This window comes from Yersinia sp. SCPM-O-B-9106 (C-191) (genome assembly GCF_026183365.1).
Classification (GTDB): domain Bacteria; phylum Pseudomonadota; class Gammaproteobacteria; order Enterobacterales; family Enterobacteriaceae; genus Yersinia; species Yersinia rochesterensis.
The window spans coordinates 3,807,170-3,833,561 of sequence record NZ_CP110791.1 but is presented as its reverse complement, the minus strand read 5'-3'; the positions used below and the strand labels follow the sequence as shown (position 1 = coordinate 3,833,561).

Here is a 26,392-nt window from a genome sequence, read left to right as displayed (position 1 = left end):
GACGAGCTGGTGACGGGGAGATAACTCCCCGTAGTGCAGATTACCCTACGTTCTGTAGGTTATTTCTGAAAGCAGGCAATAAACGCTGACGTTTCTTTGATTCACTGGTCACAATGACATAACCGCTTGGTAGGATATCCTGCAAAGCTTCGATAGCTTTTTGTTGCTGCTCTGGCGACTCAAGGCTCACCACCAGGCTGTCATTCTCCGGAGTGATACTTTTGATGCGAATCCCCCGCTGATCTAAGTGTTGATACAGATAAAATCCATCGGGTAACGACAGCCCCTGTTGATTAGGCCGAATTTTCAAGGCACTTTCTGTGCGCAAAATCATGGGCGTAAACAGCAGTGCCCCTAACAATAATACTGTCACGGGCAGGATAAGATAGAGCCAAACCGGGCGGCTAAAACGGCCCCTAAGGGTGATCACTCTGGATTACCTTTATCACTGCTATCAGTGGCGGGAGGAGCACTTTTTTTGCGCCAAAGCACATATAAAGAACCAAATAAGCCAATCACCAAGAGTGCCAGAGGCAACAACATCAGGAAGAACATCACTTCATCTTCGTATTTCAGGAATACCGGTGTTTTGCCAAAAGCGAAGCCCATGGTGGTTAGGATAAGCACCCACAGCAACCCACTCATCCAGTTAAAGAATTGAAAACGGGTATTGCTCAGGCCGGAAAGGCCGGCAATTGTTGGCAATAAGGTGCGCACGAATGCCAGGAAACGCCCGACCAATAGTGCGGACAACCCATGGCGGTGGAACAGGTTATGCGCGCGCTGATGGTAATGGGCGGGTAGGTGGGATAGCCACCCTTGCACCACTTTTGTATTCCCCAGCCATCGCCCCTGAATATAACTGACCCAGCAACCCAAGCTGGCTGCGGTGGTCAATACCACAATGGTCACCGGGAAACTCATGGCCCCTTTTGCAATCAAGACGCCCACCAGAATTAGCAAACTATCGCCTGGTAAAAAGGCGGCTGGAAGTAAGCCATTTTCCAGAAAAAGTATCACAAATAGCAGGATGTAGATGGCCCAGACCAAAGATGGATTCGCCAGTGTCTCGTAGTCTTGTGCCCATAAAGCATGTAAAAGTTCTTTAATGATATCCATCTGGTATTCCTAAAACGTCATTGTTTGTTGTATGCATCGTTATGGATATAAACACGATCACAAAAATATCTGATGGCTTGTCGTGTTTTAGCGATGGTTTTGATAAATGAACCAGAACAAACCAATTCGCTGATATCTAAAGATAAATTGACTTCTTGTTTTGATGCCCACGTATTACGACAACAGAGAAATCATCACGCCATACGGTGGTAGGTAAGCATTCCGCTATATTGAGTATTACTCTCTTTCCAGCCACCCACACGATTTTGCTGTGTCGATGCATAGAATATCCAATTGGAATAGTTCAGTAGGGGCTGTGATTGCCGCGGCTGTTTATAGATATCATCCGCCCGGCTAGTGCGGGACATCGCCAGATGTGTGCTATGCCAAATGTTATTGGCGAATGAAGGATTAACAGGGCCAGTAAGTTTAGCCGCACCCAACCGATTTTTTATGGCGGTTTTTTTAGTGGGCATACCGATCAGGCGCAATTGAGAATAAAAGGCTTTCTTTTGCAGATGCAGGTATGACGAAAATACATTTACGGATGAGGAGGTGCTGCTGACGAAAGGACAGTCAAGCGCAGGTAACACTATACCTGATGAGGGATGCGTGGACGATAGCAGGCTGCCGGAAGCCGAACCGACCCAACCAGTCACTGCAATAAACAGAGCAAACAACCAGCGCATATATTTGCGTTTCGCTCCCAAAGCATCCGAATAAAAAAGTGCTGTCACTTTAGCAAAATAGCGGGACATGAAACAGGGAAATATAGATGCTAATTGAGTGTTATTTAAGCAATAGTTAAAAAACAGGCCTAACACTGACATTTGCTGACAGAACTCGACATTTACTGACTACAATGCCGCAAGAAGAGTACCCCTCGAACTTGAAGTTAGCACTATCTGTTCGTCGGCCCATCCTTGGGCCTTGCCGCTATAGCCATGGTCAAATCGACTTTTGGCGAACTTATCACTCTAATAACTTATTTAAGTAATTCGCTTGCTTGCGGCTTATCTGTAACACTCAAACCAAGTTCTTTGGGGATATCGAGATGAACAACTGGGTTTTCGGTGAATAAGTAGCGGTCTACATTAAACTCGAAATCATCCGTTGTGGCCCGGAACAGCATTTGTTTGGTATTTTCCAAATGTTGCCACATGGCGAGTTTACTGGCGTAAGGATCTTTGCGCATCAGAGCCTCGAGGATCCGGTCGTGATCTTCGCACCAACTCTCGATCGACTTATCATCAATATGCTCGTGCAGTTTGATCCAGTAAGGGTTATGTACCCGCTGGCTCCACATTTTTTCGACAATCGTTGCCATCGCGGTGTTTTGCGTCGCCAGCGCTACTTGCACATGGAATTTCAAATCCCATTGCGAGTCACGAAAACGATCTTCTTGCCGCGCATGTTTTTGGATCTCGATTAATTGCACGATATCCTGACGGGTGACTTGTGTGGCTGCAAATTCAGCAATGTTACTTTCGATCAATTGACGCGCCTGTAACAGCTCAAAAGGGCCTGCGGTGGCGAATTCAATACCCTGGTTCGGCATGACCAAGTGTTTTTGCTGATTCGACATCACATGGATGCCGGAGCCTTTGCGCACTTCAACATAGCCCTCCACTTCCAACATGATAATCGCTTCACGGACCACAGTTCGGCTGACATTCATTTCTTCGGAAATGTAGCGTTCTGCGGGCAATTTATCGCCCACCTGATAAACACCGGCTTCGATGCGCTGCTTTAACTCTGCGGCTAACTGCTGGTACAACCGTCTGGTTTCTGTGAATTCCATGATTAAGGCTCTTGGGATCAAGGATCAATTGAGGCCGCAAATTTTGCGGCTCATTTTGTCTGGAAGGCATGATATCCCGTAGGAGATACAATTGGACTTGTTATACCACTTATCCCTATTGGGTTCTAGTTATTGCTATCACAGTTATGATGGAAAATGTGCAGTAAAGGGGGGCGGATCGGGGAGAAAAAGCCCGGCAAATATCACCGGGCTGGTGGTGTCTAGAGCTTAAAATCTTGGATTAGTTCTGTCCGGCGGGCGTTTGTTGTACCGGATCGATAGCGGGTTCAACTGCCGAGCGGTTTTGCAGCACCGTCCAGATAACCACGACGGCCAACACGTCAAATACGGCGAGCGCGGCAAACAGTGGGCTGAAGCCCATAGTATCCGCCAATGCACCGACCACCAGGGCAAACATGGTACTGGCAGTCCAGGCCGCCATCCCCGTCAAGCCGTTGGCGGTGGCCACTTCGTTACGCCCGAAGACATCTGAAGATAGCGTAATCAGCGCGCCAGACAGTGATTGGTGAGCAAAGCCGCCAACACACAACAGGGCGATAGCCGCGTAAGGGCTGGTGAACAGACCAATCATCCCCGGCCCAATCATCAACAAGCCGCCCATAGTGACCACTAACTTACGGGAAACAATCAGGTTAACTTTGAGATATTTCTGGAACAATGGTGGCAGATAGCCACCCAGAATGCAGCCCAGGTCGGCAAACAGCATTGGCATCCAGGCAAACATGGCGATTTCTTTCAAGTTAAAGCCATAAGCTTTAAACATGAACAGTGGGATCCACGCGTTGAATGTGCCCCAAGCGGGTTCTGCCAAGAAACGTGGGATTGCAATACCCCAGAACTGGCGGTTACGGATAATCTGCATTGCAGACATCTTTTTGGCGTTAGCAGTCGAGTGCTGCGCTTCTTGGCCACTCAGGATGTACTCACGCTCTTCATCAGACAGTTTTTTCTGATCTTTCGGGTGTTTGTACAGGATTAACCAAGCAATGGCCCAAATCAGGCTAAGCACACCGGTAATGATAAATGCCATCTGCCAGCTGTGCATCACGATAGCCCACACCACTAATGGTGGTGCAATCATGCCGCCGATAGAAGAACCTACGTTGAAGTAACCCACGGCAATGGAGCGTTCTTTTGCTGGGAACCACTCACTGGTCGCTTTCAGACCCGCAGGGATCATGGCGGCTTCTGCTGCACCCACAGCACCACGAGCAATCGCTAAACCGCCCCAACTGCTGGCTAATGCGGTACTCATACAGAATATGGCCCACATGACGGCAAACATGGCATAACCGACTTTCGTCCCCACCACATCCAGAATATAGCCAGCTACCGGCTGCATCAGAGTGTAAGCGGCTGAATAAGCGGCGATAATATAAGAATATTGCTGTGTCGTGATATGTAACTGCTCTTGCAACGTTGGTGCGGCAACGGCAATAGCGTTACGCGTCAGGTAACCTAATATAGTGCCCACGGTAACCAAAGCGATCATGTACCAGCGTAAGCCTTTAATTTTACGCATCATTTTTAACTTTCTCCCAGTATTAGATTACTGCCATGAAACACCGCCTGTCGTGATGTTTCATGGCGCAATGTGGCCCAATCCGACATTGCTGTGCATGCGGTGGTGCCTGGCCTTTCTTATTCATGAGTTGAGGCTGGCGTGCTGGCGGTCGCTTCAACTATTTTAGGTTTCCCTTCCTATCCGAGACCGCAGTGCTGGTACGGCGCTCATTTTTTATACCTATTTGGGTCAAATCAATGCCTTTATTTGAACATGGCTAATGAGATGACTGATGGCGACGCAACAATAACTTGTCATACAGATTTAAAAGTTGAGTGATATCACAAAAACCACTTTTCAATTAGGGAATAATAGAACCCAGCAGACTTAGTGCCGAAAGGGACTAAATAGACTATAAATGTTGAGTATTTGTTCTTTTTGTTAGGTTTTTGCGATCTTTATCTATAAAAAAATGCTGGACGATAGATGAAATTGGTGTGATAACTTCGCGATAACAGAAAGCAGAACTCTAAGATGTTTCAAGTGAGGAACCTAATATGTCGCAGTTTTTGACCGAAGACTTTTTGCTCGACACTGAATTTGCCCGCCGTCTGTATCATGACTACGCGAAAGATCAGCCAATATATGATTATCACTGTCATTTACCCCCTGAACAGATCGCAGAAAACACCCGCTTTAAGAATATGTATGACATCTGGTTGAAAGGTGACCATTACAAATGGCGAGCTATGCGCACTAATGGTGTCGCGGAGCGTTTCTGTACCGGTGATGCCAGCGACCGTGAGAAGTTTGATGCTTGGGCTGCAACGGTTCCTCATACTATTGGTAACCCTTTGTATCACTGGACGCATCTTGAATTACGCCGTCCATTTGGTATTACAGGTAAGTTATTGTCCCCCGCCACATCAGACGAAATCTGGCAGCGCGGTAACGAGTTGCTGGCTCAGGACAGCTTCTCTGCGCGCGGTATCATGCAGCAGATGAATGTCAAAATGGTCGGTACTACTGATGACCCGATTGATGACTTGCGCCACCATAAAGCTATTGCGGCTGACGGCAGCTTCAATATCAAAGTGTTACCAAGCTGGCGTCCAGACAAAGCTTTCAATATTGAAGCCGCAGGTTTCAACGATTATATGCAACGCCTGGAAGCTGCCGCTGACACTTCTATTAGCCGCTTTGCTGATTTGTGTTCCGCGCTGAACAAACGTATGGATCACTTTGCCGCCCATGGTTGTAAAGTTTCTGACCACGCGCTGGATGTGGTGGTTTACGGTGAAGCTGATGAAGCGACTTTAGACGGCATTCTCGCCCGTCGTTTGGCCGGTAATCAGCCAAGTACCGAAGAAATCGCTCAGTTTAAAACCGCTGTCTTATTATTCCTGTCTGGCGAGTATCACCGCCGTGAATGGGTGCAGCAGTATCACATCGGCGCATTGCGTAATAACAACAGCCGCATGTTCAATCTGGTCGGGCCGGATATTGGCTTTGACTCCATTAATGACCAACCCTTAGCGCAGCCTTTATCTCGCTTATTGGATGCACAGGGCCTGCGCAATTCGCTGCCAAAAACCATCCTTTACTGCTTGAATCCGCGGGATAACGAAGTGATCGGCACCATGGTAGGCAACTTCCAGGGCGAAGGTCCTGCCGGGAAAATGCAGTTTGGTTCTGGCTGGTGGTTCAATGACCAAAAAGATGGCATGCAACGCCAAATGACCCAATTGGCGCAGCTCGGTTTGTTGAGCCGCTTTGTTGGGATGCTAACTGATAGCCGCAGCTTCCTGTCTTATACCCGCCATGAATACTTCCGTCGCATTCTGTGCCAGATGATTGGGCGCTGGGTCGAAGATGGTGAAGCTCCGGCAGATATTGAGCTGCTGGGTTCTATGGTGAAAAACATCTGCTTTGATAACGCCAAACAATATTTCGCTATCGAGCTGTAATCACCGAACTGTTTTAGTGATGAATATCCGATAACAATCACGGGGCTGAATGCCAGCCCCATATAACATTAACTCGTTGTTTATTTAACGCCCGGCAGTATGCGTTATGAGGTGAACCCTGATGCAAGCTCTGAACCGTCGTGACTTTCCTGGCCGTAGCCACCCGGACAAAATCATTCAATTCGGTGAAGGTAATTTCCTGCGAGCCTTTGTTGACTGGCAGATTGATTTACTGAATGAACATACCGATCTGAATGCCGGGATCGTGGTGATCCGCCCGATCGATAGCGATTTCCCTCCTTCACTCAGTACCCAGGATGGCTTGTATACTGCGGTGATCCGCGGTCTGAACGAGCAAGGCGAAACGGTGCGTGAATCCCGTCTGATCCGCTCGGTTAACCGCGAAATCAATATTTATCGTCAGTTTGATGAATATCTGGCGCTGGCCCGTGATCCTAATATCCGCTTTATGTTTTCGAACACCACTGAAGCTGGCATTGCCTGGAACGAAGCGGATCAATTCAGCGATGCGCCACCAAGCTCTTTCCCAGCAAAATTGACGCGTTTGTTATTCGAACGTTTTGAGCATTTTGCTGGTGCAGCGGATAAAGGCTGGGTGCTACTGCCTTGCGAACTGATTGATTATAATGGTGAAGCTCTGCGTGAGTTGGTGCTGCGCTATGCCAGCCATTGGCAATTGCCAGCAGCGTTTACTCAGTGGTTGACGGAAAATAACACTTTCTGCTCAACATTGGTTGACCGCATTGTGACCGGTTATCCGCGTGATGAAGTGGCTGCACTGCAAGCAGAATTGGGCTATCAGGACAGCTTCCTGGACACGGCTGAATACTTCTATCTGTTTGTTATCCAAGGGCCAAAAGAACTGGCGCAGGAACTTCGCCTTGATAAATTAGATCTGAATGTTCTTATCGTTGATGACATCAAGCCCTATAAAGAGCGCAAAGTTGCGATTTTGAACGGCGCGCACACTGCACTGGTGCCAGTGGCTTATCTGTCTGGGTTGGATACTGTCGGCCAAACCATGGATGACGCGCAAATCAGCCGTTTTGTCGAAAAAACTATTACTGAAGAGATTGTTCCAGTACTGGATTTACCGAAAGATGAGTTGCTGTCATTCTCTCAGGCGGTACTGAGCCGCTTCCGCAACCCATTCATTCAGCATCAATTATTGTCTATTGCTTTGAATGGCATGACAAAATTCCGCACCCGAATTTTGCCTCAATTGCTGACTTATCAACAACAGCAAGGCAAATTGCCACCGCGCCTGACCTTTGCCCTGGCTGCTTTGATCGCCTTTTATCGCGGTGAACGTGATGGTCAAACTTATCCGCTACAGGATGATGCTCACTGGCTGGAACGTTATTCAACCTTGTGGAATGGGGTAAAAAACGGCGATATCGCGCTGGCAGAGTTAGTTAACGGCGTATTGTCTGATGCTACCCACTGGGGTCAGGATCTGACGGCCGTCCCGCAACTGGCAAATCAGGTGACAGAACAACTGCAAACCATTATTGACAGTGGTATGAGAGTTGCAGTCGCGGCTTACATCTAAGAGTCTAATTATGCAAAGTATTATAAAAATTCACCCGCTAGATAATGTCGCCGTCGCACTGCAAGATTTAGCCGCTGATGAGATTCTCGAAATCGGAGAATTCAGTGTTAAGTTGGCTCAGCCAGTCGCTCGTGGGCATAAATTTGCCCTGACAGCCATTAAGCCGGGACAAATGATCGTTAAGTATGGTTTGCCGATCGGCCATGCATTAATACTGATTCAGCCGGGCGAACATATTCATTCGCAAAATGCCAAAACAAACCTCAGTGATCTGGATGAGTATCAATATCAGCCAGAATTCAGTGAGTTACCACCACAAATGGCGGATCGCGAAGTACAGATCTATCGCCGGGATAATGGCGATGTGGGCGTGCGTAACGAACTGTGGATCATCCCAACTGTGGGTTGCGTGAATGGGATCGCCCGCCAGATCCAGCAACGCTTCTTGAAAGAAACACAAGACGCGGAAGGTATTGATGGCGTCTATCTGTTCAGCCACCCGTTTGGCTGTTCACAGCTGGGTCAGGACCACGAAAACACCCGAACCATGCTGCAAAATATGGTGCGCCATCCCAATGCTGGCGCAGTGCTGGTGATTGGTTTGGGCTGTGAAAACAATCAGGTAGACGTTTTCCAGACCACGCTGGGGCCGGTTGATGAAGATCGCGTGCGCTTTATGGTTTGTCAGCAGCAGGATGATGAAGTCGAAGCCGGTCTGGAGCATTTGCATGCTTTGTATCAGGTGATGCGCCATGACCAACGGGTGCCGGGTAAGTTGAGTGAGCTGAAATTTGGTTTGGAATGTGGCGGTTCTGATGGTTTATCAGGAATTACCGCTAACCCATTACTGGGCCGTTTTTCTGACTATGTGATTGCCAATGGCGGGACATCCGTCCTGACAGAAGTGCCGGAAATGTTTGGGGCAGAGCGGATTTTGATGAGCCGGTGCCGTGATGAAGCAACGTTTGAAAAGACCGTTAGTATGGTCAATGATTTCAAACAGTACTTTATCGCGCATAACCAGCCGATTTATGAAAACCCCTCTCCGGGCAATAAAGCGGGCGGCATCACCACGTTGGAAGAGAAATCACTGGGTTGCACCCAAAAAGCGGGCCAGAGCAAAGTGGTCGATGTGCTGAAATATGGTGAGCGCCTACAGCGCCCTGGGCTGAATTTACTCAGCGCCCCGGGTAATGATGCTGTCGCCACCAGTGCATTAGCGGGTGCAGGTTGCCATATGGTGTTATTCAGTACCGGCCGTGGCACACCTTACGGCGGTTTTGTGCCGACAGTTAAACTGGCAACTAACAGTGAACTGGCTGCCAAAAAGCCCCATTGGATTGATTTCGATGCCGGTAAACTGATTCACGGCACGCCAATGGATACATTATTGACAGAGTTTATTGATTTGATAGTCGCCATTGCCAATGGTCAACCAGCACGCAATGAAGTCAATGATTTCCGCGAACTGGCCATCTTTAAAAGTGGCGTCACCTTGTAAATATTGTGTCTTTTGATTAATATGAAACGGTGTTTTATTATTTTTAATAAAATGCCGTTTGCTTATTAATTAGTACGGTCACCGTACACCAGGATTATCCCCCCATGACTTTCTATTGGTTTGCTCAAGCCGTTGGCGTGCTGGCATTTTTTGTCGGTATCACCATGTTCTTCAATCGCGATGAACGGCGTTTTAGACTTCAACTTTCCGCCTACAGTGCCATTATTGGCTGCCACTTCTTCCTGATGGGAGCCAGTGCGGCTGGCAGTAGCGCCATGCTCAATGCGCTGCGAAATCTGGTCGCGGCTAAAACCCGCAGTAATATTGCCATGTTGGTGTTTATCAGTCTGACATTAGCTTTTGGTATATGGCGTATGCAGCACGCGGTCGAGATATTGCCGATTTTCGGCACCGTTATCAGCACTTGGGCGATATTTCGCACCACTGGCCTGACAACTCGCTGCGTGATGTGGGTCTCCACCGTGTGCTGGGTTATCCACAATGTTTGGTTGGGATCTATTGGCGGTTCATTGATTGAAGGCAGTTTCTTGCTGCTTAACGGCTTTAATATTATTCGTTTCTATCGTCTGCAACAGCAAGGGATAGACCCTTTTCTGGTAGAGAAGAAAGCGGAAAAAGAAGATGTGATTCAATAAGAAACGGGGGCTAAATTGCCCCCATCCCCTTTAGGTTGAAATTCAGACGCTTTTACGGTTAGCCAGCGGATCAGGATCCGCCAGTCTGGCATCGTCGGCCTGACAAGCTGCGGCGGTAAACAGGACGTCGGTTGAGGAGTTCAGCGCAGTTTCAGCTGAATCCTGCAATACGCCAATGATGAAACCAACCGCGACCACTTGCATGGCGATTTCATTTGGAATGCCAAACATGCCGCATGCCAGCGGGATCAACAGCAGCGAGCCGCCAGCCACACCCGATGCGCCACAGGCGCAGACCGCAGCAACCACACTCAATAGCAGAGCGGTGGGTAAATCAACGGTAATCCCTAAGGTATGAACTGCCGCCAATGTCAGCACAGTGATGGTGATCGCCGCACCTGCCATATTGATGGTGGCACCCAACGGAATAGAAACTGAGTAAGTATCTTCGTGCAAATTCATCTTCTTGCACATTTCCATATTCACGGGAATATTCGCGGCTGAACTACGGGTAAAGAAGGCGGTAACGCCACTTTCGCGCAAGCAGGCAAATACCAATGGATAAGGATTGCGGCGGATTTTCCAGTAAACAATCAGTGGGTTGACCACCAATGCGACCAGTAACATACAGCCAATCAAGACCACCAACAGTTGTGCGTAGCCCAGTAACACGCCAAAGCCGGTTTCGGCCATGGCGGATGCCACCAGACCAAAAATACCTATCGGCGCAAAGCGAATGACCACTCGGACCACTACAGTTACGGCATCAGACATATCATTAATCAATGCCTTGGTGGTATCAGCCGCATGGCGCAGAGCAACACCCAAGCCGACAGCCCAAGCCAAAATACCGATATAATTCGCATTAAGTAGCGCATGGATTGGGTTGGCAATGACGCTATTCAGCAATCCTTTCAGTACTTCGACAATCCCGCCAGGAGGGGTGATTTCGGCTGTATTTGTCGCCAGAATCAGGGTGGATGGGAACATAAAGCTGACAGCAACTGCAATCAGAGCGGCGGAGAATGTACCCAACAGATACAAAAACAGAATAGGGCGGATACTGGTTTTTTGGCCTTGCTTATGATTAGCAATCGAGGCCATGACCAGCATCAAAACCAGAACTGGGGCGACCGCTTTTAATGCACCCACAAACAAAGTCCCCAGCAAACCCACAGCCAGTGCGGCTTGAGTGGAGACTAGCGCTAAAATAATCCCGGCAATCAAGCCGACCAAAATCTGTTTAACCAAACTACCGCGGATGATAAATCCGATAAAGCCAGACTGTGTATTTTCCATAGTTTCCAGTGATACCTCTTCCCAATATTATTTTTAGTTAATTAGCGCATAAGCCGGAACGGGGCCACGCGCTTATACCCGTCATACTTCAAGTTGTATGTGTTGACTGCTCTCGCTTACCCGAATCACTTACCTGAGTAAGCTCATCGGGATTATGAGCCTCATCAGAAGCTCACCCTACGTGCCAGCGCTTGCCGCCGTCCTACAACTCGAATTATTTGGGGCATAGTTTCCACACCTGTAACTTAGTATTATTTGTAACTGGGTGTGTTTGCTTTGACAGTATAAGGGAATCTATTGGGCAGGAAAGAAACAATCAGCAAAATCCAATGCGGATCAAATTTGCATAACATTTTGTTTACATTTGTGTGATGGCAATAACATTTGGTGGTTGGCGAAATAAGCGAGATAAATGCGGGGCTATAACTGCCCCGCATAATATATTGTGTCGCAATGCTAACTATTTATGAGCAGTTTTATCTGCTGCTAAACGCTTATCTGCACGATGATTTGCCCAAGCATTAATTAACAATGTTAGGGCCAGAATGCCTGCTACCACACCTAATGAAATGCCAATAGGGATATGGAACAGATCGATAATCATCATTTTGACGCCGATAAAGACCAAAATTACCGATAAGCCATACTTCAACATGGAGAAGCGCTCAGCCACGTTTGCTAATAAGAAATACATGGCGCGTAGGCCTAGAATCGCAAACAAGTTAGAGGTCAAAACAATAAAGGGATCCGTGGTGACGGCGAAAATAGCCGGGATGCTATCAACGGCAAAAATGACATCGCTCAGTTCAACCAGAATCAATACTAATACTAACGGCGTAGCATAGAGCAGGCCGTTTTTGCGCACAGTAAAGCGGTCGCCATGTAGCTCGTCAGTCATGCGCAGATGATTACGAATCCACCGCACCAGTGGCTTTTCGCCGATCGGCGTATTGTCTTCTTTCGCCAATGCCATTTTGATGCCGGTAAACAGGAGGAAAGCACCAAACAGGTACAAAATCCAACTGAATTGCGACACCAACCAACTTCCGGCGAAGATCATGATAGTACGCAGCACGATCGCACCTAATACACCGTAAATCAGCACGCGGCGCTGCAAATTAGCAGGAACAGCAAAATAGCTAAATAGCATCAGCCAGACGAAGACGTTATCGACGGCGAGTGCTTTTTCAATCAGATAGCCGGTCAGGAAAGCCAGCGCTTGCTTGTCGGCGATTTCGCGGCCCATGGTCTCAGTCAGATACCACCAGAAACCGGCATTAAACAGCAAAGACAAACTCACCCACACCAGCGACCAACAGGCGGCCTGGCGTAGAGTCATGGTTTGTGAGCCACGCCGCCCCTGCAACAATAAGTCGATGGCGAGCATAATTGTCACAACAACGGCAAAACAACCCCACAGTAAGGGAGTACCCACGGTATTCATCATTTATAAACCTCGTAAAACAAAAACGGCCAACGTCGGAAGACGCCAGCCGCTATGTCTGAGCTGCAAGCAAACCTCGCCTTCCGGCAAGGTCTCACTTACAACTCTATTAATGTATACCCATCATCCATCAACTCGAATTATTTTGGGTATGGAAGCATCTAAACAGATGCCCGAACATTAATGAGGTGCCCGGTAACCGGGTGCTTTCGCACCGTAATGACGGCAAACCGGCAATGAAGTTACTCCCCTTTGCCGCGCAAAAATAATTCAAAATAGCCCGCAGGTCAATCATTGAAACAAAATATTAACTTACTGCGGGTGGTTGGGAGTCCGCCGGGAAGATAACGCCGGTTTGGCGGCGGATCTCCGTTTGGATTCGTGACGTCAGCAATGACAACTGTAAGCCATCGTGTTCTACCTGATGAGCTTCAATCAGATTGGCAAAAACCTCGGCTTCATACAGCATAGTATTAATATGCTGAGGCTGCGTCAGGTCTTGTGAGTGACTACCTCGAGGAGTAAAGGCTACGGACTGGCATTCAGAAATGCTTTCGATAACTAATGAGCCATCTTCGCCCTGAATTTCACTAGGAATATCCGATTGGCTCACTTTTGAGTGAATAATAACCACATCAAAATCACCATAATTTAGGCAAACAGTGCCGTGGGCATCAACACCACTCGGTAATAAGCTTGCGCTCGCGAGCACGGATTTAGGCGCTCCCCATAAAGCCAAAGCACTTGCCAGACAGTAGTAACCGATATCCATAATCGAGCCATTCGAAAATGCAGGATTAAAGGTATTCGGGTTTTCACCATTCAGATAACGCTGATAACGTGATGAATATTGGCAGTAATTGATAAAGGCTTTACGCAACTTCCCCACCCGCGGTAGAGATTGTTTTAATTGAGCAAAATTAGGTAGGTAGGCCGTTTTAAAGGCCTCGAATAGCACGACTTCATGTTCGCGGGCACAGGCAACTAAAGCTTCAACTTCTGCAAAATTAGAAGCCAATGATTTTTCACAAATGACGTGCTTTTTATGACTGAGGAACAATTTAGCTTGAGGGTAATGCAAAGAATTTGGGCTGGCGATATACACAGCATCAATCTGATCACTGGCTGCCATTGCTTCAAGATCATCAAAGCATTCAGTAGCGTTATAATCATCGCCAAACTTTTTGGCTTGCTCCAATTTACGGGAGTAAACAGCGACCAGTTTCATTTTGCCACTTTCGTGTGCGGCATCAACAAAACGCGCGGTGATCCAATTGGTGCCAATAACAGCGAAACGAATCATAGTGAACTCCATTCCTACAGAAGAAAAACACATTGAACCACCCCGGCATTAACGGATTGGTTTTTATAGCGAAATAAGCAAATCAAAATCTAGTAAATCGTGCCAAATAGATCCAAATGTGTCAGATAGAGGCGTGTATCAAACTCTAACTGATGATATTGCGGCTCCATATGGCAGCATAAACTGTAGAACGCTTTGTTGTGATCTTTCTCTTTCAAATGTGCTAATTCATGAACCACAATCATTTTCAGAAAGGCTTCAGGGGCATTTTTAAACACTGTCGCGACTCTGATTTCCGCTTTGGCCTTTAATTTGCCGCCTTGCACTCTGGAGATAGCGGTGTGCAGGCCTAGTGCATGTTTCATGACTTGAATTTTACTGTCATAAGCCACTTTACTTAACGGCTGAGCATTGCGTAGATATTGGTTTTTTAAATCAACCGTATATTGATACAGCATTTTGTCTGTATTGTAATCATGTGGTTGAGGGTAACGCTGGCGCAATACATTGCCCAATCGCTGTTCAGTAATGAGTTGCTGTACCTGAGACTGTAAGTGTTCGGGATAACCGTGCAGATAGGTGAGTTCCTGCATATGTATTTGCTCTGGTTGCCAATGGCTCTGTGTATATTGACGCCGATAATAGCGTTTTTCAGAGGGTTAGACAAAAGGCGATTATTTGAACAAAAGTAATTAGCTTAAATAGAAATTGGCGGCTCATATAAAATCCCGCAGTTTAAACTGAAAGTTACCCATATCGGCATCACTGTGACTACATTTTGCCGATATGGATATTTTCAATTTAATAGGGAAAACGAATTAAATATTGTCAGCTTAGAAACGATAGTTTGCCCCCAGAGTGACTTGCGTATCGTTATAGTTGTGCCCGCCAAATTGATGGCCTAAATGAGTCCACAACCGCAAATTACTGTCAATGTTAGCTTCAATACCCAGCTTAAGGTCAGCAATATTATTGTTTCCTTGCGGCGAAACATTGACACTCGCTAGCTCTATCTTGTTCTGTACACTCCGCGGGGTGACATTGACTCGTGATAATTGAACCCCTTGATTGACACGGCTATGGATCCAATTCGCTTCAAAGGAAGGGCTAATTTGCAGGTTTTTGGCCGATGATAAGGTATCAATATTGAACTCAAGTACAGTGCGCATCCCTAATTTAGTGGTCACCGCATTGTCTTCTTCGACGTTAATGAGTATTGCATTCGGCTCTTGATGCAGTAACCCGCTAGTACGTTGCCACATTACTTTTGCTCTAGGTTGTATCGAAAGCTTGGTATCGGCTGTTTCGAGCAGTTGAATTTTGTAGCCGGTTTCCAGTGCACTAGTAAATAGGTAAGATTTGTAATTCGCAGCAGTCGTGACATTTGGCGCTTTAACTTGATTATTAAACCAGCCGTATTGCGTCAGAAGGTCAATGTAAGGCCCAAGCCGAGTCTGGTTATCAGCGTACCAGATACTGTATAAACCGAGATTATAACCATCAACAGAACCCTGAGCCTGATGGTGAGAGGATGTAGAATGGCTGTGGTTGGTTGATTTACCAAAACCTGCGGTTATCCCTAAAATCCCTTGGTCATCTCCACCGCTGCTCCATTTGTTTATGGTTCCCCCGAGTTGGATAGCATAGCGGTTACTTTTCGTCCGTAATTGGCCATTACCAGAGTTAAAGCGGTTTTTGGCCCCTGAAGTGTTGATCCACAGGCTACTGACTTTTTCCTCGCCTGTTACTGGGTCAATGTATCGAGTTTCTCCCTGACGATATTGTAAGTCATCGGTAATAAACATCTGTTGAGCCGCTATCTGGTTAGCAATATAACTGCCGACTTGCGGATTATGGCTAATAACAGGAGCGGGTTTTGGTACTGCTTTAGGTACCTGTGCGGGGGGAGGGGTTGGCGGGCTAGAGAGTGCTTTTTTAGCTGTTTTAGCTTTAGCATCTGGCTTAGCGACGGCCCCAGTTGCGGTTTCAGTCGCGGCCCCAGTTGCGGTTTCAGTCGCGGCCCCAGTTGCGGTTTCAGCGACGGCCCCAGTTGCGGTTTCAGCGACGGCCTCAGTTGTGGTTTCAGCCACGGCCCCAGTTGCAGTTTCAGCCACGGCCCCGGTCGCGGTTTCAGCCACGGCTCCAGTTGCGGTTTCAGCCACGGCCCCAGTTGCGGTTTCAGCCACGGCCCCAGTTGCAGTTTCAGCCACGGCCCCAGTTGCGGTTTCAGCGACGGCTCCAGTTGCGGTTTCAGCGACGGCCCCAGTTGCAGTTTCAGCTACGGCCCCAGTTGCGGTTTCAGTCGCGGCCCCGGTTGCGGTTTCAGCGACGGCTCCAGTTGCGGTTTCAGCGACGGCCCCAGTTGCAGTTTCAGCCACAGGCCCAGCTACGGTTTCTTTTGACGTCTTGCTTTTGTCTGCAAGATTTTTCTGCTCTTGTGACTCTGACTGCGGATTCTGTACATGTTCATCCTGCAACTTCTGGAATCGTTGCTGTTGGATTAACTTTTGTTTCTGCTGCATCTGCTCATTATGTTGGTCTAACTGTCTCAGCAGATATTGTTCCCTCTCTTCCAAGTTTTTTATTTCCGGATGCCTGTGCATACCCTCTTTCATCTTTTGCTGGCGTTTTTTCCTCACATCCGCAAGATCGTTTTGCAGATACTGGTAGTGCAGCCTCATCTCCAGCATCTGCTGGCGTAGCCTGTGATATTCTGGATGTTTAACCGAGCTTTTTTGTATATCAGCCTGCTCTTTTTTTGCATATTTTATAACTTCGGGGATGCTTGCTGCTATCTCCACCACGTTGGCGATGTCCATTACGATATTGGTCATTTCACTCTGACTAGACGGTAGTTCAGATTCTGTGGGCTCTGTTGATGGTAACTGTGGCTGATATATCTCCTCCTCGGTCAGATGGGGGTGCCGAGATTTTATTGACTCTATTTGCTCACTCTGTTGGTGTATCTGTCTCGTCAGATACATCTCCCTCTCTTCCAAGTTCTTCACTTCTTGGGCCGAAAGCGGTTGAATCTCCATATTGAAGTCCATATTTGGATAAAGTTTTTGCATTACCCCCTCAAGATCGTTTTGCAGATGCTGGTAGTGCTGCCCCATCTCACGCAGTAGCCTGAGGTCTTCTGCATGTTCAATTTCCTGTATATGTGTTTTTTTTACAGCATCAACATTGGCCCACGCGGCGGTGTTGCTCAGAATAAGCAACAAGGCACCGATGGCCTTGGCGCATGGCGATAGACGATGATTTGAAGATATATTCCGGGTAAGGGTACGGTCATCTGGCTGAATAAGATTTGATATATACATTATTAGTTTACCTTCCTGGTAATTAATATTCAAAATTTATGAATTGCAGAAATATATTTTCTGGCCGTATATTCAGGCCAGATATAAAATGAGATATTTTGTGTTTTTAGCCCTTTAAAATAAGATTAATAAAAATAAAATAAGAAAATATTCTTATTTTATTTGTTCTATGAATACATGCTAATAAATAGAATGCCATATTTTGATGGAGTATTTTATGTTGAACCCATCCAAATGGAGCTTATTGCTAATGAATTAGCATGAAAGTAAGGCTTGGTAATGATTGGTATCCGGGTAAAATACACGCTTGATTAAGCGCTTTTGAGGCGTTTGTTAGCCTGCTTTCCCGGCCAGACCCAGGAATTTCTTCCTTTTTGTCGGTCTTGGTTTCGATAAAACGGCATTTAAGCAAAAAAACATTTTACTGAGCGCCCGTTTTAGGGGATAAACAGCTCAAATTTATTATTTATAATAGTAGCCAGGAGCGGTGATGAGCCAACTCTTACTGGGGACAGAAAGCCTTGAGCTTGAACGTTTTCCCCCACAAGAAAATTCCAACACCTTACAGGCGTGGGAAGCAGCAGATGAATATCTGCTACAAAACATTGACTTAAGCCAAATTGATGGCCGTCCGGTGCTGGTGTTTAACGACCAGTTTGGTACGCTGGCCTGTGCTTTACATGCCCATCGTCCATTCAGTATCAGTGACTCTTATATGAGCCAGCTGGCGACGGCGCATAATTTGCGTTTAAATCATCTGGATGAAGAAGCTGTCACCTTGTTGAGCAGTACGGATGCCTTGCCTGCGGCCCCTAAGCTGGTGGTGATTAAGATCCCTAAAGCATTAGCGCTGCTGGAGCATCAATTGCATGCTTTACGTCGCGTCGTCGCGCCGGACACGGTGATTATTGCCGGGGCGAAATCCCGCGATGTGCATAATTCCACCCTGCAATTGTTTGAAAAAATTCTGGGGCCGACCAAAACGACTTTGGCATGGAAAAAAGCCCGTCTGATTCACTGTGAAGTTGCTGATATTCCACAGCCAGACGCGCCGGAAACCACGGATTGGCCATTGGCAAACACTGAATATGTTATCCATAACCATGCGAACGTTTTTTCGCGCAATAATTTGGACATCGGTGCGCGCTTCTTCATGGAAATCTTACCTTATGATGTAGAAGGTAAAATAGCCGATCTGGGCTGTGGTAATGGGGTGGTTGGCTTAATCGCCCTGGAGCAAAACCCGCTGGCAGAAATGTTATTCGTCGATGAATCCTACATGGCGGTGGCGTCCAGCGAGCTGAATATCACCTATAACCGCCCGCAAGATTTATCGCGCTGCGAATTTATGGTGAGCCATGGTTTAGCCGGTGTGGAGCGGGAGAGCTTACAGCTGGTGCTCTGTAATCCGCCATTCCATCAACAACACGCAGTCAGTGACCATGTGGCCTGGCAGATGTTTTGTGATGCCAAACGTTGCCTGAAAGTGGGCGGCGAGTTGATGATCGTCGGGAACCGCCATCTGGATTATTTCCACAAACTGAAACGTTTGTTTGGTAACTGCGAGACACTGGATTCCAACCAGAAGTTTATGGTGCTTAAAGCAGTGAAAACGGCCTCATCACGCTCTGAGGGCGGGGGTTCCGGTAGTCTGGATATGTCATACAGCGACTTCTAATTATCCTTTGTCCTAGAAGCCACAGGGTTGTTAGCGGCGCGGACTCACCCGAATCACTGACTTGAGTCAGCTCATCGGGATTTGTTTGCTTGCTGCCTACCTGTGACTCCAATGACTTTGGATAATCCTTTGCTAAAATCAACCCCGAAGCGATTGTCCTAGACGCTACGGGGTTGCTAGCTGCGATTCCAATGACTTTGGGTATCTCTTTTGGGCTTAAAGCTGCGGGGCGTGGTATTTACCACTTACCGCTTTTTACTCATGCTTATATCGCCAGCGCCAGTCGTGTTCCTTGATCTATCGCTCGGCGGGCATCCAGCTCGACGGCGACGTCAGCACCGCCAATCAAATGTACGATTTTGCCCATATCCAGCAGAGGTTGATGCAATTCTCGACGTGGCTCCTGGCCCGCACAAATAATAATGGTATCGACGGGGAGGCAGCTGGCTTGTTCCGCACGAATGATATGCAAGCCCTCATCATCAATACTTTCGTAGCTAACACTGTTGAGCATCTTCACGCCACGCATCGCCAAACTGGTGCGGTGAATCCAACCGGTCGTTTTCCCCAACCCCTCACCGACTTTGCTGGTTTTTCGCTGCAATAGAAAAATTTCTCGCGGTGATGGATGGACTTTGCCTCCCTCCGGAGATAACCCGCCGCGATGCGTTAAATCTTGATCAATGCCCCATTCGTGGCTGAATGCGTGGCTATCTAAACTGCTGGAATCGCCGGATTGGCTGAGATATTCAGCAGTATCAAAGCCAATTCCGCCCGCGCCAATAATGGCCACCCGCTCACCGACCGGTTTTTTATCACGCAAGACATCCAAATAGGTCAGCACTTTGGGGTGTTCAATACCTTTGATGGCGGGCAAGCGCGGCTGAATGCCACAGGCAAGAATGATTTCATCAAAATCAGCCAGTTGCCCGGCCTGTACCGGGGTATTTAATTGCTGAATAACACCATGGAGCACTAATTGGCGGCGGAAATAACGCAGTGTTTCGTAGAACTCCTCTTTACCGGGGATTTGCTTGGCAATATTGAACTGCCCGCCAATATCAGTCGCCGCATCAAAGAGTGTGACCTGATGACCGCGGCTGGCCGCGGTGACAGCAAAAGCTAACCCTGCAGGGCCGGAGCCGACCACCGCGAGCCGCTTCGGCGCTGCTGTCGGTAATATGGGCATTTCAGTTTCACGGCAGGCGCGAGGATTCACCAGACACGAAGTCAATTTGCCGTCGAAAATTTGATCCAGACAGGCCTGATTGCAGCCGATGCAGGTGTTAATTTCATCCGCCCGATCCTGAGCCGCTTTTTGCACAAAAGCGGCATCGGCGAGGAAGGGGCGGGCCATTGACACCATATCGGCATAGCCGTCAGTCAGCACTTGCTCCGCCACTGCGGGGTCATTAATCCGGTTGGTGGTGATCAGCGGAATGTTAACTTTCCCCATCAACTTACGAGTCACCCAACTGAATCCGGCGCGCGGCACCATGGTGGCGATAGTGGGGATTCTGGCCTCATGCCAGCCAATGCCGGTGTTAATCAGGGTGGCACCAGCTTGTTCGACCGCCAACGCTAACTGTTCAATTTCATCCCAATTGGAGCCGTCCTCGACTAAATCCAGCATCGAAAGGCGGTAAATCAAGATAAAATCAGGGCCGGTCGCCTCTCGAACTGCCCGCACGATCTCAATGGCAAAACGCATTCGACGCGTAAAGTCACCGCCCCATTCATCATTGCGATGATTGGTTCTGGCGGTAAGAAATTGATTAATCAAATACCCCTCAGAACCCATGACCTCGACACCGTCATAACCCGCCTGTTTGGCTAATCGCGCGCAGTTGGCGAAGTCAGTAATGGTTTGCAGCACTTCGTCATGACTTAATGCTTGCGGTGCAAAAGGATTAATTGGAGCTTGTAATGCTGAAGGGGCAACCGGCTGTTTTTGATAGCTATAACGGCCAGCATGTAGAATTTGTAGCGCGATTTTACCGCCAGCAAGATGCACCGCATCCGTCACGATTTGGTGGTGCGGCACTTGTGTGGCGTCATTTAGCACCGATGCGCCTTGATACACTACGCCCTTTTTATTGGGAGCAATGCCACCAGTGACAATCAAGCCGACCCCTCCGGCCGCTCGTTCAGCATAGAACGCGGCCAGACGCTGTGGGCCATCGGGCAACTCTTCCAGCCCGGTATGCATCGACCCCATTAATACGCGATTTTTCAAGGTGGTAAAACCAAGATTTAGGGGCGCGAGCAGGTGAGGGTAAGCTAACATTGCAGTCTCCATTATTGTTATTTCTCTCCGCCACAATTGAGGTTAGTAAGTGGTCGGATGAGATTTTTTATTCAAATTTAGACGGTGCAGTGCAGCTTGGGAAATCACAATGTGCTGATTGTGATAGCCGTCATGAATATGACCTTTTTTATTCAATGACAGCGAAACTAGACGGCCACGGAAGATTTCATTTTTAGTAGTCCAATCAACTGGTTGCCGTATAAGCCGATAATCAGCCCACTAATAATAAATACCATCGCGATAACTTTCCCGGAGGGAATACTTTCATTGAGAATCATTACTGAACCTAACATATCGCAAATTGGCCCTAATAAGGATAACGGCGCGACCATTGAAACGGGATATTTGGTGAGTAATGAATTCCAGATCCAATAGGCGAATAATGTATTTTGGTAAACTTGGAATAGGATAGAAAACAGCGTGGTGGCATAGCTAATTTGGGTATATTGATACTCACTATGGCGGTTACCACGGTGAGTATCAATAAGGGGGCGAGAATATGAAAATATTCTCGGGTCAGCGGTATCGCCATCCGCAATACCGCTTAGAGATAAATATTAATATTAGCGTTTATATAAACTCGCGATCATAAAGCAGCCAAGTGAGCTGAATAACATCTCAATCCCGACCAAAGCAGTGACCATAGTTATCGACATCAACGGCCCTGCACTGACCAGCAGATAGGTAATAATTAGATCCAATACACCCAGTAGAATTTGCAGCCATGCGCCCGGTAGCCCCCATGTTCTATAGCCGGTTATCAGCCGCATGACGCCACCAAAAGCAAACAGCACCGCTAATACTATCGCCAGACTTATCATTCCCACTGTGGGATTGGTAATGAATACATAACCCATCACAATGTATGCCACACCCAGCAATATACCGGTGACCATCGGCCAAAGGTTATGAGTGCGGTTGGCTATCATCCCGACGATCATCGCAATCCCGCTAAGCAGCAGTAGAATACCGATGATAGTGCTCAGAACGGTCCCGGAAGCTAATGGATTAATTAGGCAAAAAATCCCGCCGAGCAGCAGTAATACAGCAATAATTCGCATAATAAGCTGCTGTTTTTTTAACGTTTTTTCATCAACACTTATAAGGTATTTCCGATCTATATTCAGCATAACAATAACTCCTGTAAGGTCTGAACTCATTTATCGATAACTATCATGAGTATAGGTCGAACAAAAGATTCATAAATAAAATTTATGATATTTAATTGATTATACTGTGGAATATTTCTTGTACGTCAGATGTAAAAACAGTATTGCCACCAATAACAGTAAAAAAGTGGGGGCAAGGCTAACTAAAATCAATGCCATAGCAAAGAGCAGCACCATGATTGAGGTGAGGCGCGGTGTAAATGCGGTTATTGGTAAGGGGCGGATTCTGCTTTTTTCTGCTTCTTTTACGGTGGACATAAAGCTGACTGATGGTTTATCTGGTTTCCAATTGAAACCACTTGAGATCTTAGGGGATCTTGGATGCCAATGATTGTCATCGAGAAAAAGTGATTAAGCACTAAAATAAGGATGATGGAATTACCCTCTAATAGAGTCTGAGGAGTAGGACATAGCTCATAATTTTCCTAACAAATAGGAAATAAATATGAAACAAATAATAATGTAATTATTCTTTCCCTAAAAAACATATTCAAATTTATAGTGGCGCATTTTTTTTCCAGTGCTAACGTTTTATTAGTATGTTAAATCATAATAATGCTCGGACGATGTATTTTTTGCCATTAAATAAACATCAATAATAACCTAATTTTCCATAGTTGTTTGATTTTACTGACTTTTAATTGTTCTTTTGTCTCAATTAGGATAGAGGTAGGAAATGACTAAAAAATCTCTGGATGATTATCGCTCTACGTTATTAGATTCCCGCTTTGGCTCTCAAGCCATCCGTCATATTTCAGAAAATAAAAATTTTCCTAAAGAGGAGATGCGCGAGGATATTGCTTTTCAAATCATAAGTGACGAGCTATTTCTTGATGGTAATGCGCGACAGAATCTCGCGACATTTTGCCAAACGTGGGACGACGATAATGTCCACAAGTTAATGGACCTTTCGATAAATAAAAACTGGATTGATAAAGAGGAATATCCGCAATCGGCGGCAATAGATATGCGTTGTGTAAACATGATGGCCGATTTGTGGAATGCACCTACGCCAAAAGGCGAGCAAGGGGTGGGGACGAATACTATTGGTTCTTCAGAAGCTTGCATGCTGGGTGGCATGGCGATGAAGTGGCGCTGGCGCAAAAAAAGAGAAGCGGCAGGTAAACCCACGAATAAACCTAATTTTGTCTGTGGGCCGGTACAAGTTTGTTGGCATAAATTTGCTCGTTATTGGGATGTCGAAATACGTGAAATTCCTATGGTTCCAGGGCAATTATTTATGGACCCACAGCGGATGATAGAGGCATGCGACGAAAATACTATTGGCGTAGTGCCGACTTTCGGTGTGACTTACACAGGTAACTATGAGTTTCCTAAACCCTTGCATGATGCGCTGGATAAGCTACAAAAAGATACTGGCCTTGATATTGATATGCATATCGATGCGGCGAGTGGTGGCTTTTTAGCGCCCTTTGTTGCGCCGGATATTGAGTGGGATTTCCGCTTACCACGGGTGAAATCAATCAGCACTTCCGGGCATAAATTCGGATTGGCACCTTTGGGATGTGGTTGGGTTATTTGGCGTGATGCGGCAGCCTTACCTGAAGAGCTTATATTTAATGTCGATTATCTTGGCGGTCAGGTCGGCACTTTTGCTATCAATTTCTCGCGCCCCGCAGGGCAAGTTATTTCCCAATATTATGAATTCATACGCTTAGGGCGTGAAGGTTATACCAAGGTACAAAGTGCCTGTTATCAGGTGGCAGAATTCCTAGCTAAAGAAATTGCACCACTTGGGCCTTATGAGTTCTATTGCAGTGGTGGCCCGGATGAGGGTATTCCCGCCATCTGTTTCCGTATTAAAGAGGGGGCAAAAACGGGATATACCTTATATGACCTTTCCGAGCGTTTGAGGCTACGTGGTTGGCAAGTTCCGGCATTTACCTTGAGTGGAAAGATGTCTGATGTTGTGGTCATGCGTATTATGTGCCGCCGCGGATTCGAAATGGATTTCGCCGGGCTGTTATTAGACGATTTTAAATCTTCACTGAAATACCTAAGTGAACATCCATCCCTTGGGGGCCTGGCAAGTCAGAATAGTTTTAATCATACATAAACCGGATGGCGGTTTTATTCTGATTTTTAACCTTTAGGTCAAGGCGGCGTCATGCCGGTGAATAAGGTGGATAAATTATGTCGAATAATACTTCCGGTACAGGTAAATCCCCTGTTCCAGTCAAAAAGCTGAGTATTGCCACACTGGCAATTATGAATATTGTCGCCGTCGTCAGCCTCAGAGGATTGCCCGCTGAAGCCGAATATGGCCTGAGTTCAATTTTCTATTATCTCTTTGCCGCAGTATTTTTCTTAATCCCTGTATCACTGGTAGCGGCGGAATTAGCCACAGGTTGGCCGGAGAAAGGGGGGGTATTTCGCTGGGTTGGCGAAGCATTTGGCCCCCGGTTAGCCTTTCTCGCCATGTTTATGTTGTGGATTGAGGTGACAGTTTGGTTCCCCACTGCACTGACCTTTGCCGCAGTCTCACTGGCCTTTATCGGCCCCGAACAACGCTGGGACGAGGCCCTATCTGCCAATAAATTCTTTGTCTTAGGAATAGTGCTATTTATTTATTGGCTCGCGACCTTTATTGCTTTTAAAGGCGTAGATACATTCACGAAAGTTGCGAAATGGGGCGGTATTATTGGGACTATTATTCCTGCGATTATTTTGATTGTGTTGGGTTTCTCTTACTTAATTGGCGGCGGAGCTCCACAAATAGATTTAGCTTGGGATAAAGTGGTTCCTGACTTTTCCAACTTTGATAACGTGGTGCTGGCAGCCAGTATTTTCTTGTTCTACGCCGGTATGGAGATGAATGCCATTCATGTTAAAGATGTTGATAATCCTAATAGAAATTACCCTATAGCCATTATGTTATCAGCCGTGGGCACGGTGCTTATTTTCGTGTTAGGGACTCTGGCAATCGCCTTTATTATTCCACAATCTGAAATTAGTCTGACGCAAAGTTTGTTGGTGGCCTACGACGATATGTTCAAGTGGGCGCATCTGGAATGGCTGGGGCCAGTGGTGGCTTTTGCGTTGGCCATTGGGGTCTTGGCGGGAGTTGTGACCTGGGTTGCCGGCCCGTCCTCGGGTTTGCTGGTGGTGGCGAAAGCCGGTTATCTGCCGCGCTGGTGGCAACATACCAATAAGAATGGCATGGCGACCCATATTCTACTGCTACAAGCGCTGCTTGTTTCCTTGTTGGCGATACTGTTTGTGGTATTACCTTCGGTGCAGGCGGCATACCAGATAATGAGCCAGATGACGGTTATCTTGTATCTTATCATGTATATGCTGATGTTCAGTTCGGCTATTTATCTGCGTTACAGTCAGCCGAATCGTCCTCGACCATATCATATTCCCGGTGGGGGGATTGGTATGTGGATTATTGGCGGTGCGGGGCTTATAGGCTCAATTCTCGCTTTCATATTCAGCTTTATTCCTCCTAGCCAAATCTCCGTGGGCAGCCCAACAGAATATGTTGGCATCCTGATTGCTTCTACACTGTTCTTTGTCGCCTTGCCATTCTTGATTTATATCGTCCGCAAGCCTCATTGGCGTGATGCAAATAGTGATTTTGCGCCATTTACCTGGCAAGCAGAAAATGGTCACCCGGGGATCCCGAGTGCTTCGGCGATACATACTAATGATGTCACGGCAGCGGCAATTAAAACTCCAGTGGCGGACACGCCAAGAAGTTAA

Annotated in this window: 20 protein-coding genes and 1 pseudogene; 8 read left to right on the top strand and 13 right to left on the bottom strand. The window is 47.1% G+C overall.

Features of this window, described 5'->3' with window-relative positions:
* Positions 1-40: 40 nt before the first annotated feature.
* From mzrA to OP863_RS17300, 5 genes are all read right to left on the bottom strand, one after another.
* On the bottom strand, positions 41-430 hold the full coding sequence (gene mzrA / locus OP863_RS17320; RefSeq protein WP_145591240.1) for an EnvZ/OmpR regulon moderator MzrA: 390 nt from the start codon (positions 428-430) through the stop codon (positions 41-43).
* Entirely contained in the window at positions 427-1,119 is a 693-nt protein-coding gene (locus OP863_RS17315; protein ID WP_145589293.1) for a DedA family protein, read from the bottom strand. Before OP863_RS17315 ends, mzrA begins: the two co-directional genes overlap by 4 nt.
* Before the next feature lie 194 nt (positions 1,120-1,313).
* Positions 1,314-1,808: a hypothetical protein gene (locus tag OP863_RS17310; protein WP_265525660.1), complete on the bottom strand. Its 495-nt coding sequence runs from the start codon at positions 1,806-1,808 to the stop codon at positions 1,314-1,316.
* 296 nt (positions 1,809-2,104) lie between these two features.
* Entirely contained in the window at positions 2,105-2,920 is an 816-nt protein-coding gene (gene exuR / locus OP863_RS17305; protein ID WP_145589291.1) for a transcriptional regulator ExuR, read from the bottom strand.
* A gap of 241 nt (positions 2,921-3,161) precedes the next feature.
* A complete protein-coding gene (locus tag OP863_RS17300; RefSeq protein WP_145591239.1) occupies positions 3,162-4,466 on the bottom strand; it encodes an MFS transporter in 1,305 nt (434 codons plus the stop codon).
* A gap of 536 nt (positions 4,467-5,002) precedes the next feature.
* Here OP863_RS17300 and uxaC point away from each other — a divergent pair.
* The 4 genes from uxaC (at position 5,003) to OP863_RS17280 (ending at position 10,142) form a co-directional block, all read left to right on the top strand.
* Positions 5,003-6,412, top strand: a complete 1,410-nt coding sequence (gene uxaC, locus OP863_RS17295; protein ID WP_145589289.1) for a glucuronate isomerase — start codon at positions 5,003-5,005, stop codon at positions 6,410-6,412.
* 121 nt (positions 6,413-6,533) lie between these two features.
* Entirely contained in the window at positions 6,534-7,985 is a 1,452-nt protein-coding gene (locus OP863_RS17290) for a tagaturonate reductase (protein WP_050292034.1), read from the top strand.
* A gap of 10 nt (positions 7,986-7,995) precedes the next feature.
* The gene (locus OP863_RS17285; protein ID WP_145591238.1) at positions 7,996-9,486 is read left to right on the top strand and encodes a UxaA family hydrolase; all 1,491 of its coding nucleotides are present in this window, start codon (positions 7,996-7,998) and stop codon (positions 9,484-9,486) included.
* Positions 9,487-9,590: 104 nt separating this feature from the next.
* Positions 9,591-10,142, top strand: coding sequence for a YgjV family protein (locus OP863_RS17280; protein WP_038638863.1), 552 nt, complete (start codon positions 9,591-9,593; stop codon positions 10,140-10,142).
* Positions 10,143-10,184: 42 nt separating this feature from the next.
* Here OP863_RS17280 and sstT read toward each other — a convergent pair whose 3' ends face one another.
* From sstT to OP863_RS17255, 5 genes are all read right to left on the bottom strand, one after another.
* A complete protein-coding gene (sstT, locus tag OP863_RS17275; RefSeq protein WP_145589285.1) occupies positions 10,185-11,441 on the bottom strand; it encodes a serine/threonine transporter SstT in 1,257 nt (418 codons plus the stop codon).
* Positions 11,442-11,901: 460 nt separating this feature from the next.
* Positions 11,902-12,888 (bottom strand): TerC family protein, encoded by a 987-nt coding sequence (locus OP863_RS17270; protein WP_004391968.1) that lies wholly within the window; start codon positions 12,886-12,888, stop codon positions 11,902-11,904.
* A 304-nt stretch (positions 12,889-13,192) separates the two neighbouring features.
* Entirely contained in the window at positions 13,193-14,188 is a 996-nt protein-coding gene (locus tag OP863_RS17265) for a Gfo/Idh/MocA family protein (protein ID WP_145591236.1), read from the bottom strand.
* An 89-nt stretch (positions 14,189-14,277) separates the two neighbouring features.
* On the bottom strand, positions 14,278-14,781 hold the full coding sequence (locus OP863_RS17260; RefSeq protein ID WP_235895397.1) for a M48 family metallopeptidase: 504 nt from the start codon (positions 14,779-14,781) through the stop codon (positions 14,278-14,280).
* A gap of 240 nt (positions 14,782-15,021) precedes the next feature.
* Positions 15,022-17,511: an autotransporter outer membrane beta-barrel domain-containing protein gene (locus tag OP863_RS17255; RefSeq protein ID WP_265525659.1), complete on the bottom strand. Its 2,490-nt coding sequence runs from the start codon at positions 17,509-17,511 to the stop codon at positions 15,022-15,024.
* Positions 17,512-18,001: 490 nt separating this feature from the next.
* Here OP863_RS17255 and rlmG point away from each other — a divergent pair, with 490 nt between their 5' ends.
* Positions 18,002-19,189 carry a 23S rRNA (guanine(1835)-N(2))-methyltransferase RlmG gene (gene rlmG, locus OP863_RS17250; RefSeq protein ID WP_145589283.1) on the top strand — a complete coding sequence of 396 codons (1,188 nt, stop codon included), beginning with the start codon at positions 18,002-18,004 and terminating at the stop codon, positions 19,187-19,189.
* A 265-nt stretch (positions 19,190-19,454) separates the two neighbouring features.
* On the opposite strand, the gene OP863_RS17245 is transcribed toward rlmG, so the two are convergent.
* The 3 genes and pseudogenes from OP863_RS17245 to OP863_RS17235 all read right to left on the bottom strand — a co-directional run bounded on the left by OP863_RS17245 (position 19,455) and on the right by OP863_RS17235 (position 22,627).
* On the bottom strand, positions 19,455-21,476 hold the full coding sequence (locus tag OP863_RS17245) for an FAD-dependent oxidoreductase (RefSeq protein WP_265525658.1): 2,022 nt from the start codon (positions 21,474-21,476) through the stop codon (positions 19,455-19,457).
* Positions 21,477-21,643: 167 nt separating this feature from the next.
* Positions 21,644-21,922 (bottom strand): annotated as a pseudogene (locus OP863_RS17240) (EamA family transporter); the annotation flags it as partial.
* Between the two features lie 138 nt (positions 21,923-22,060).
* Positions 22,061-22,627, bottom strand: coding sequence for an HdeD family acid-resistance protein (locus OP863_RS17235; protein ID WP_038638887.1), 567 nt, complete (start codon positions 22,625-22,627; stop codon positions 22,061-22,063).
* Positions 22,628-22,745: 118 nt separating this feature from the next.
* On the opposite strand from OP863_RS17235, the gene OP863_RS17230 reads away from it, so the two are divergent.
* The 3 genes from OP863_RS17230 to gadC all read left to right on the top strand — a co-directional run bounded on the left by OP863_RS17230 (position 22,746) and on the right by gadC (position 26,392).
* On the top strand, positions 22,746-22,997 hold the full coding sequence (locus tag OP863_RS17230) for a hypothetical protein (RefSeq protein WP_042562483.1): 252 nt from the start codon (positions 22,746-22,748) through the stop codon (positions 22,995-22,997).
* 345 nt (positions 22,998-23,342) lie between these two features.
* Positions 23,343-24,743, top strand: coding sequence for a glutamate decarboxylase (locus OP863_RS17225; protein ID WP_038638890.1), 1,401 nt, complete (start codon positions 23,343-23,345; stop codon positions 24,741-24,743).
* 77 nt (positions 24,744-24,820) lie between these two features.
* Positions 24,821-26,392 (top strand): putative glutamine/gamma-aminobutyrate antiporter GadC, encoded by a 1,572-nt coding sequence (gadC, locus tag OP863_RS17220; protein WP_038638893.1) that lies wholly within the window; start codon positions 24,821-24,823, stop codon positions 26,390-26,392.

Excerpts from the sequence above, each read along its gene's own strand:
- OP863_RS17315 (WP_145589293.1), bottom strand. The coding sequence starts at position 1,119 with ATGGATATCATTAAAGAACTTTTACATGCTTTATGGGCACAAGACTAC.
- OP863_RS17310 (WP_265525660.1), bottom strand. The coding sequence starts at position 1,808 with ATGCGCTGGTTGTTTGCTCTGTTTATTGCAGTGACTGGTTGGGTCGGT.
- exuR (WP_145589291.1), bottom strand. The coding sequence starts at position 2,920 with ATGGAATTCACAGAAACCAGACGGTTGTACCAGCAGTTAGCCGCAGAG.
- OP863_RS17300 (WP_145591239.1), bottom strand. The coding sequence starts at position 4,466 with ATGATGCGTAAAATTAAAGGCTTACGCTGGTACATGATCGCTTTGGTT.
- uxaC (WP_145589289.1), top strand. The coding sequence starts at position 5,003 with ATGTCGCAGTTTTTGACCGAAGACTTTTTGCTCGACACTGAATTTGCC.
- OP863_RS17290 (WP_050292034.1), top strand. The coding sequence starts at position 6,534 with ATGCAAGCTCTGAACCGTCGTGACTTTCCTGGCCGTAGCCACCCGGAC.
- OP863_RS17285 (WP_145591238.1), top strand. The coding sequence starts at position 7,996 with ATGCAAAGTATTATAAAAATTCACCCGCTAGATAATGTCGCCGTCGCA.
- OP863_RS17280 (WP_038638863.1), top strand. The coding sequence starts at position 9,591 with ATGACTTTCTATTGGTTTGCTCAAGCCGTTGGCGTGCTGGCATTTTTT.
- sstT (WP_145589285.1), bottom strand. The coding sequence starts at position 11,441 with ATGGAAAATACACAGTCTGGCTTTATCGGATTTATCATCCGCGGTAGT.
- OP863_RS17270 (WP_004391968.1), bottom strand. The coding sequence starts at position 12,888 with ATGATGAATACCGTGGGTACTCCCTTACTGTGGGGTTGTTTTGCCGTT.
- OP863_RS17265 (WP_145591236.1), bottom strand. The coding sequence starts at position 14,188 with ATGATTCGTTTCGCTGTTATTGGCACCAATTGGATCACCGCGCGTTTT.
- OP863_RS17260 (WP_235895397.1), bottom strand. The coding sequence starts at position 14,781 with ATGCAGGAACTCACCTATCTGCACGGTTATCCCGAACACTTACAGTCT.
- OP863_RS17255 (WP_265525659.1), bottom strand. The coding sequence starts at position 17,511 with ATGTATATATCAAATCTTATTCAGCCAGATGACCGTACCCTTACCCGG.
- rlmG (WP_145589283.1), top strand. The coding sequence starts at position 18,002 with ATGAGCCAACTCTTACTGGGGACAGAAAGCCTTGAGCTTGAACGTTTT.
- OP863_RS17245 (WP_265525658.1), bottom strand. The coding sequence starts at position 21,476 with ATGTTAGCTTACCCTCACCTGCTCGCGCCCCTAAATCTTGGTTTTACC.
- OP863_RS17235 (WP_038638887.1), bottom strand. The coding sequence starts at position 22,627 with ATGCTGAATATAGATCGGAAATACCTTATAAGTGTTGATGAAAAAACG.
- OP863_RS17225 (WP_038638890.1), top strand. The coding sequence starts at position 23,343 with ATGACTAAAAAATCTCTGGATGATTATCGCTCTACGTTATTAGATTCC.
- gadC (WP_038638893.1), top strand. The coding sequence starts at position 24,821 with ATGTCGAATAATACTTCCGGTACAGGTAAATCCCCTGTTCCAGTCAAA.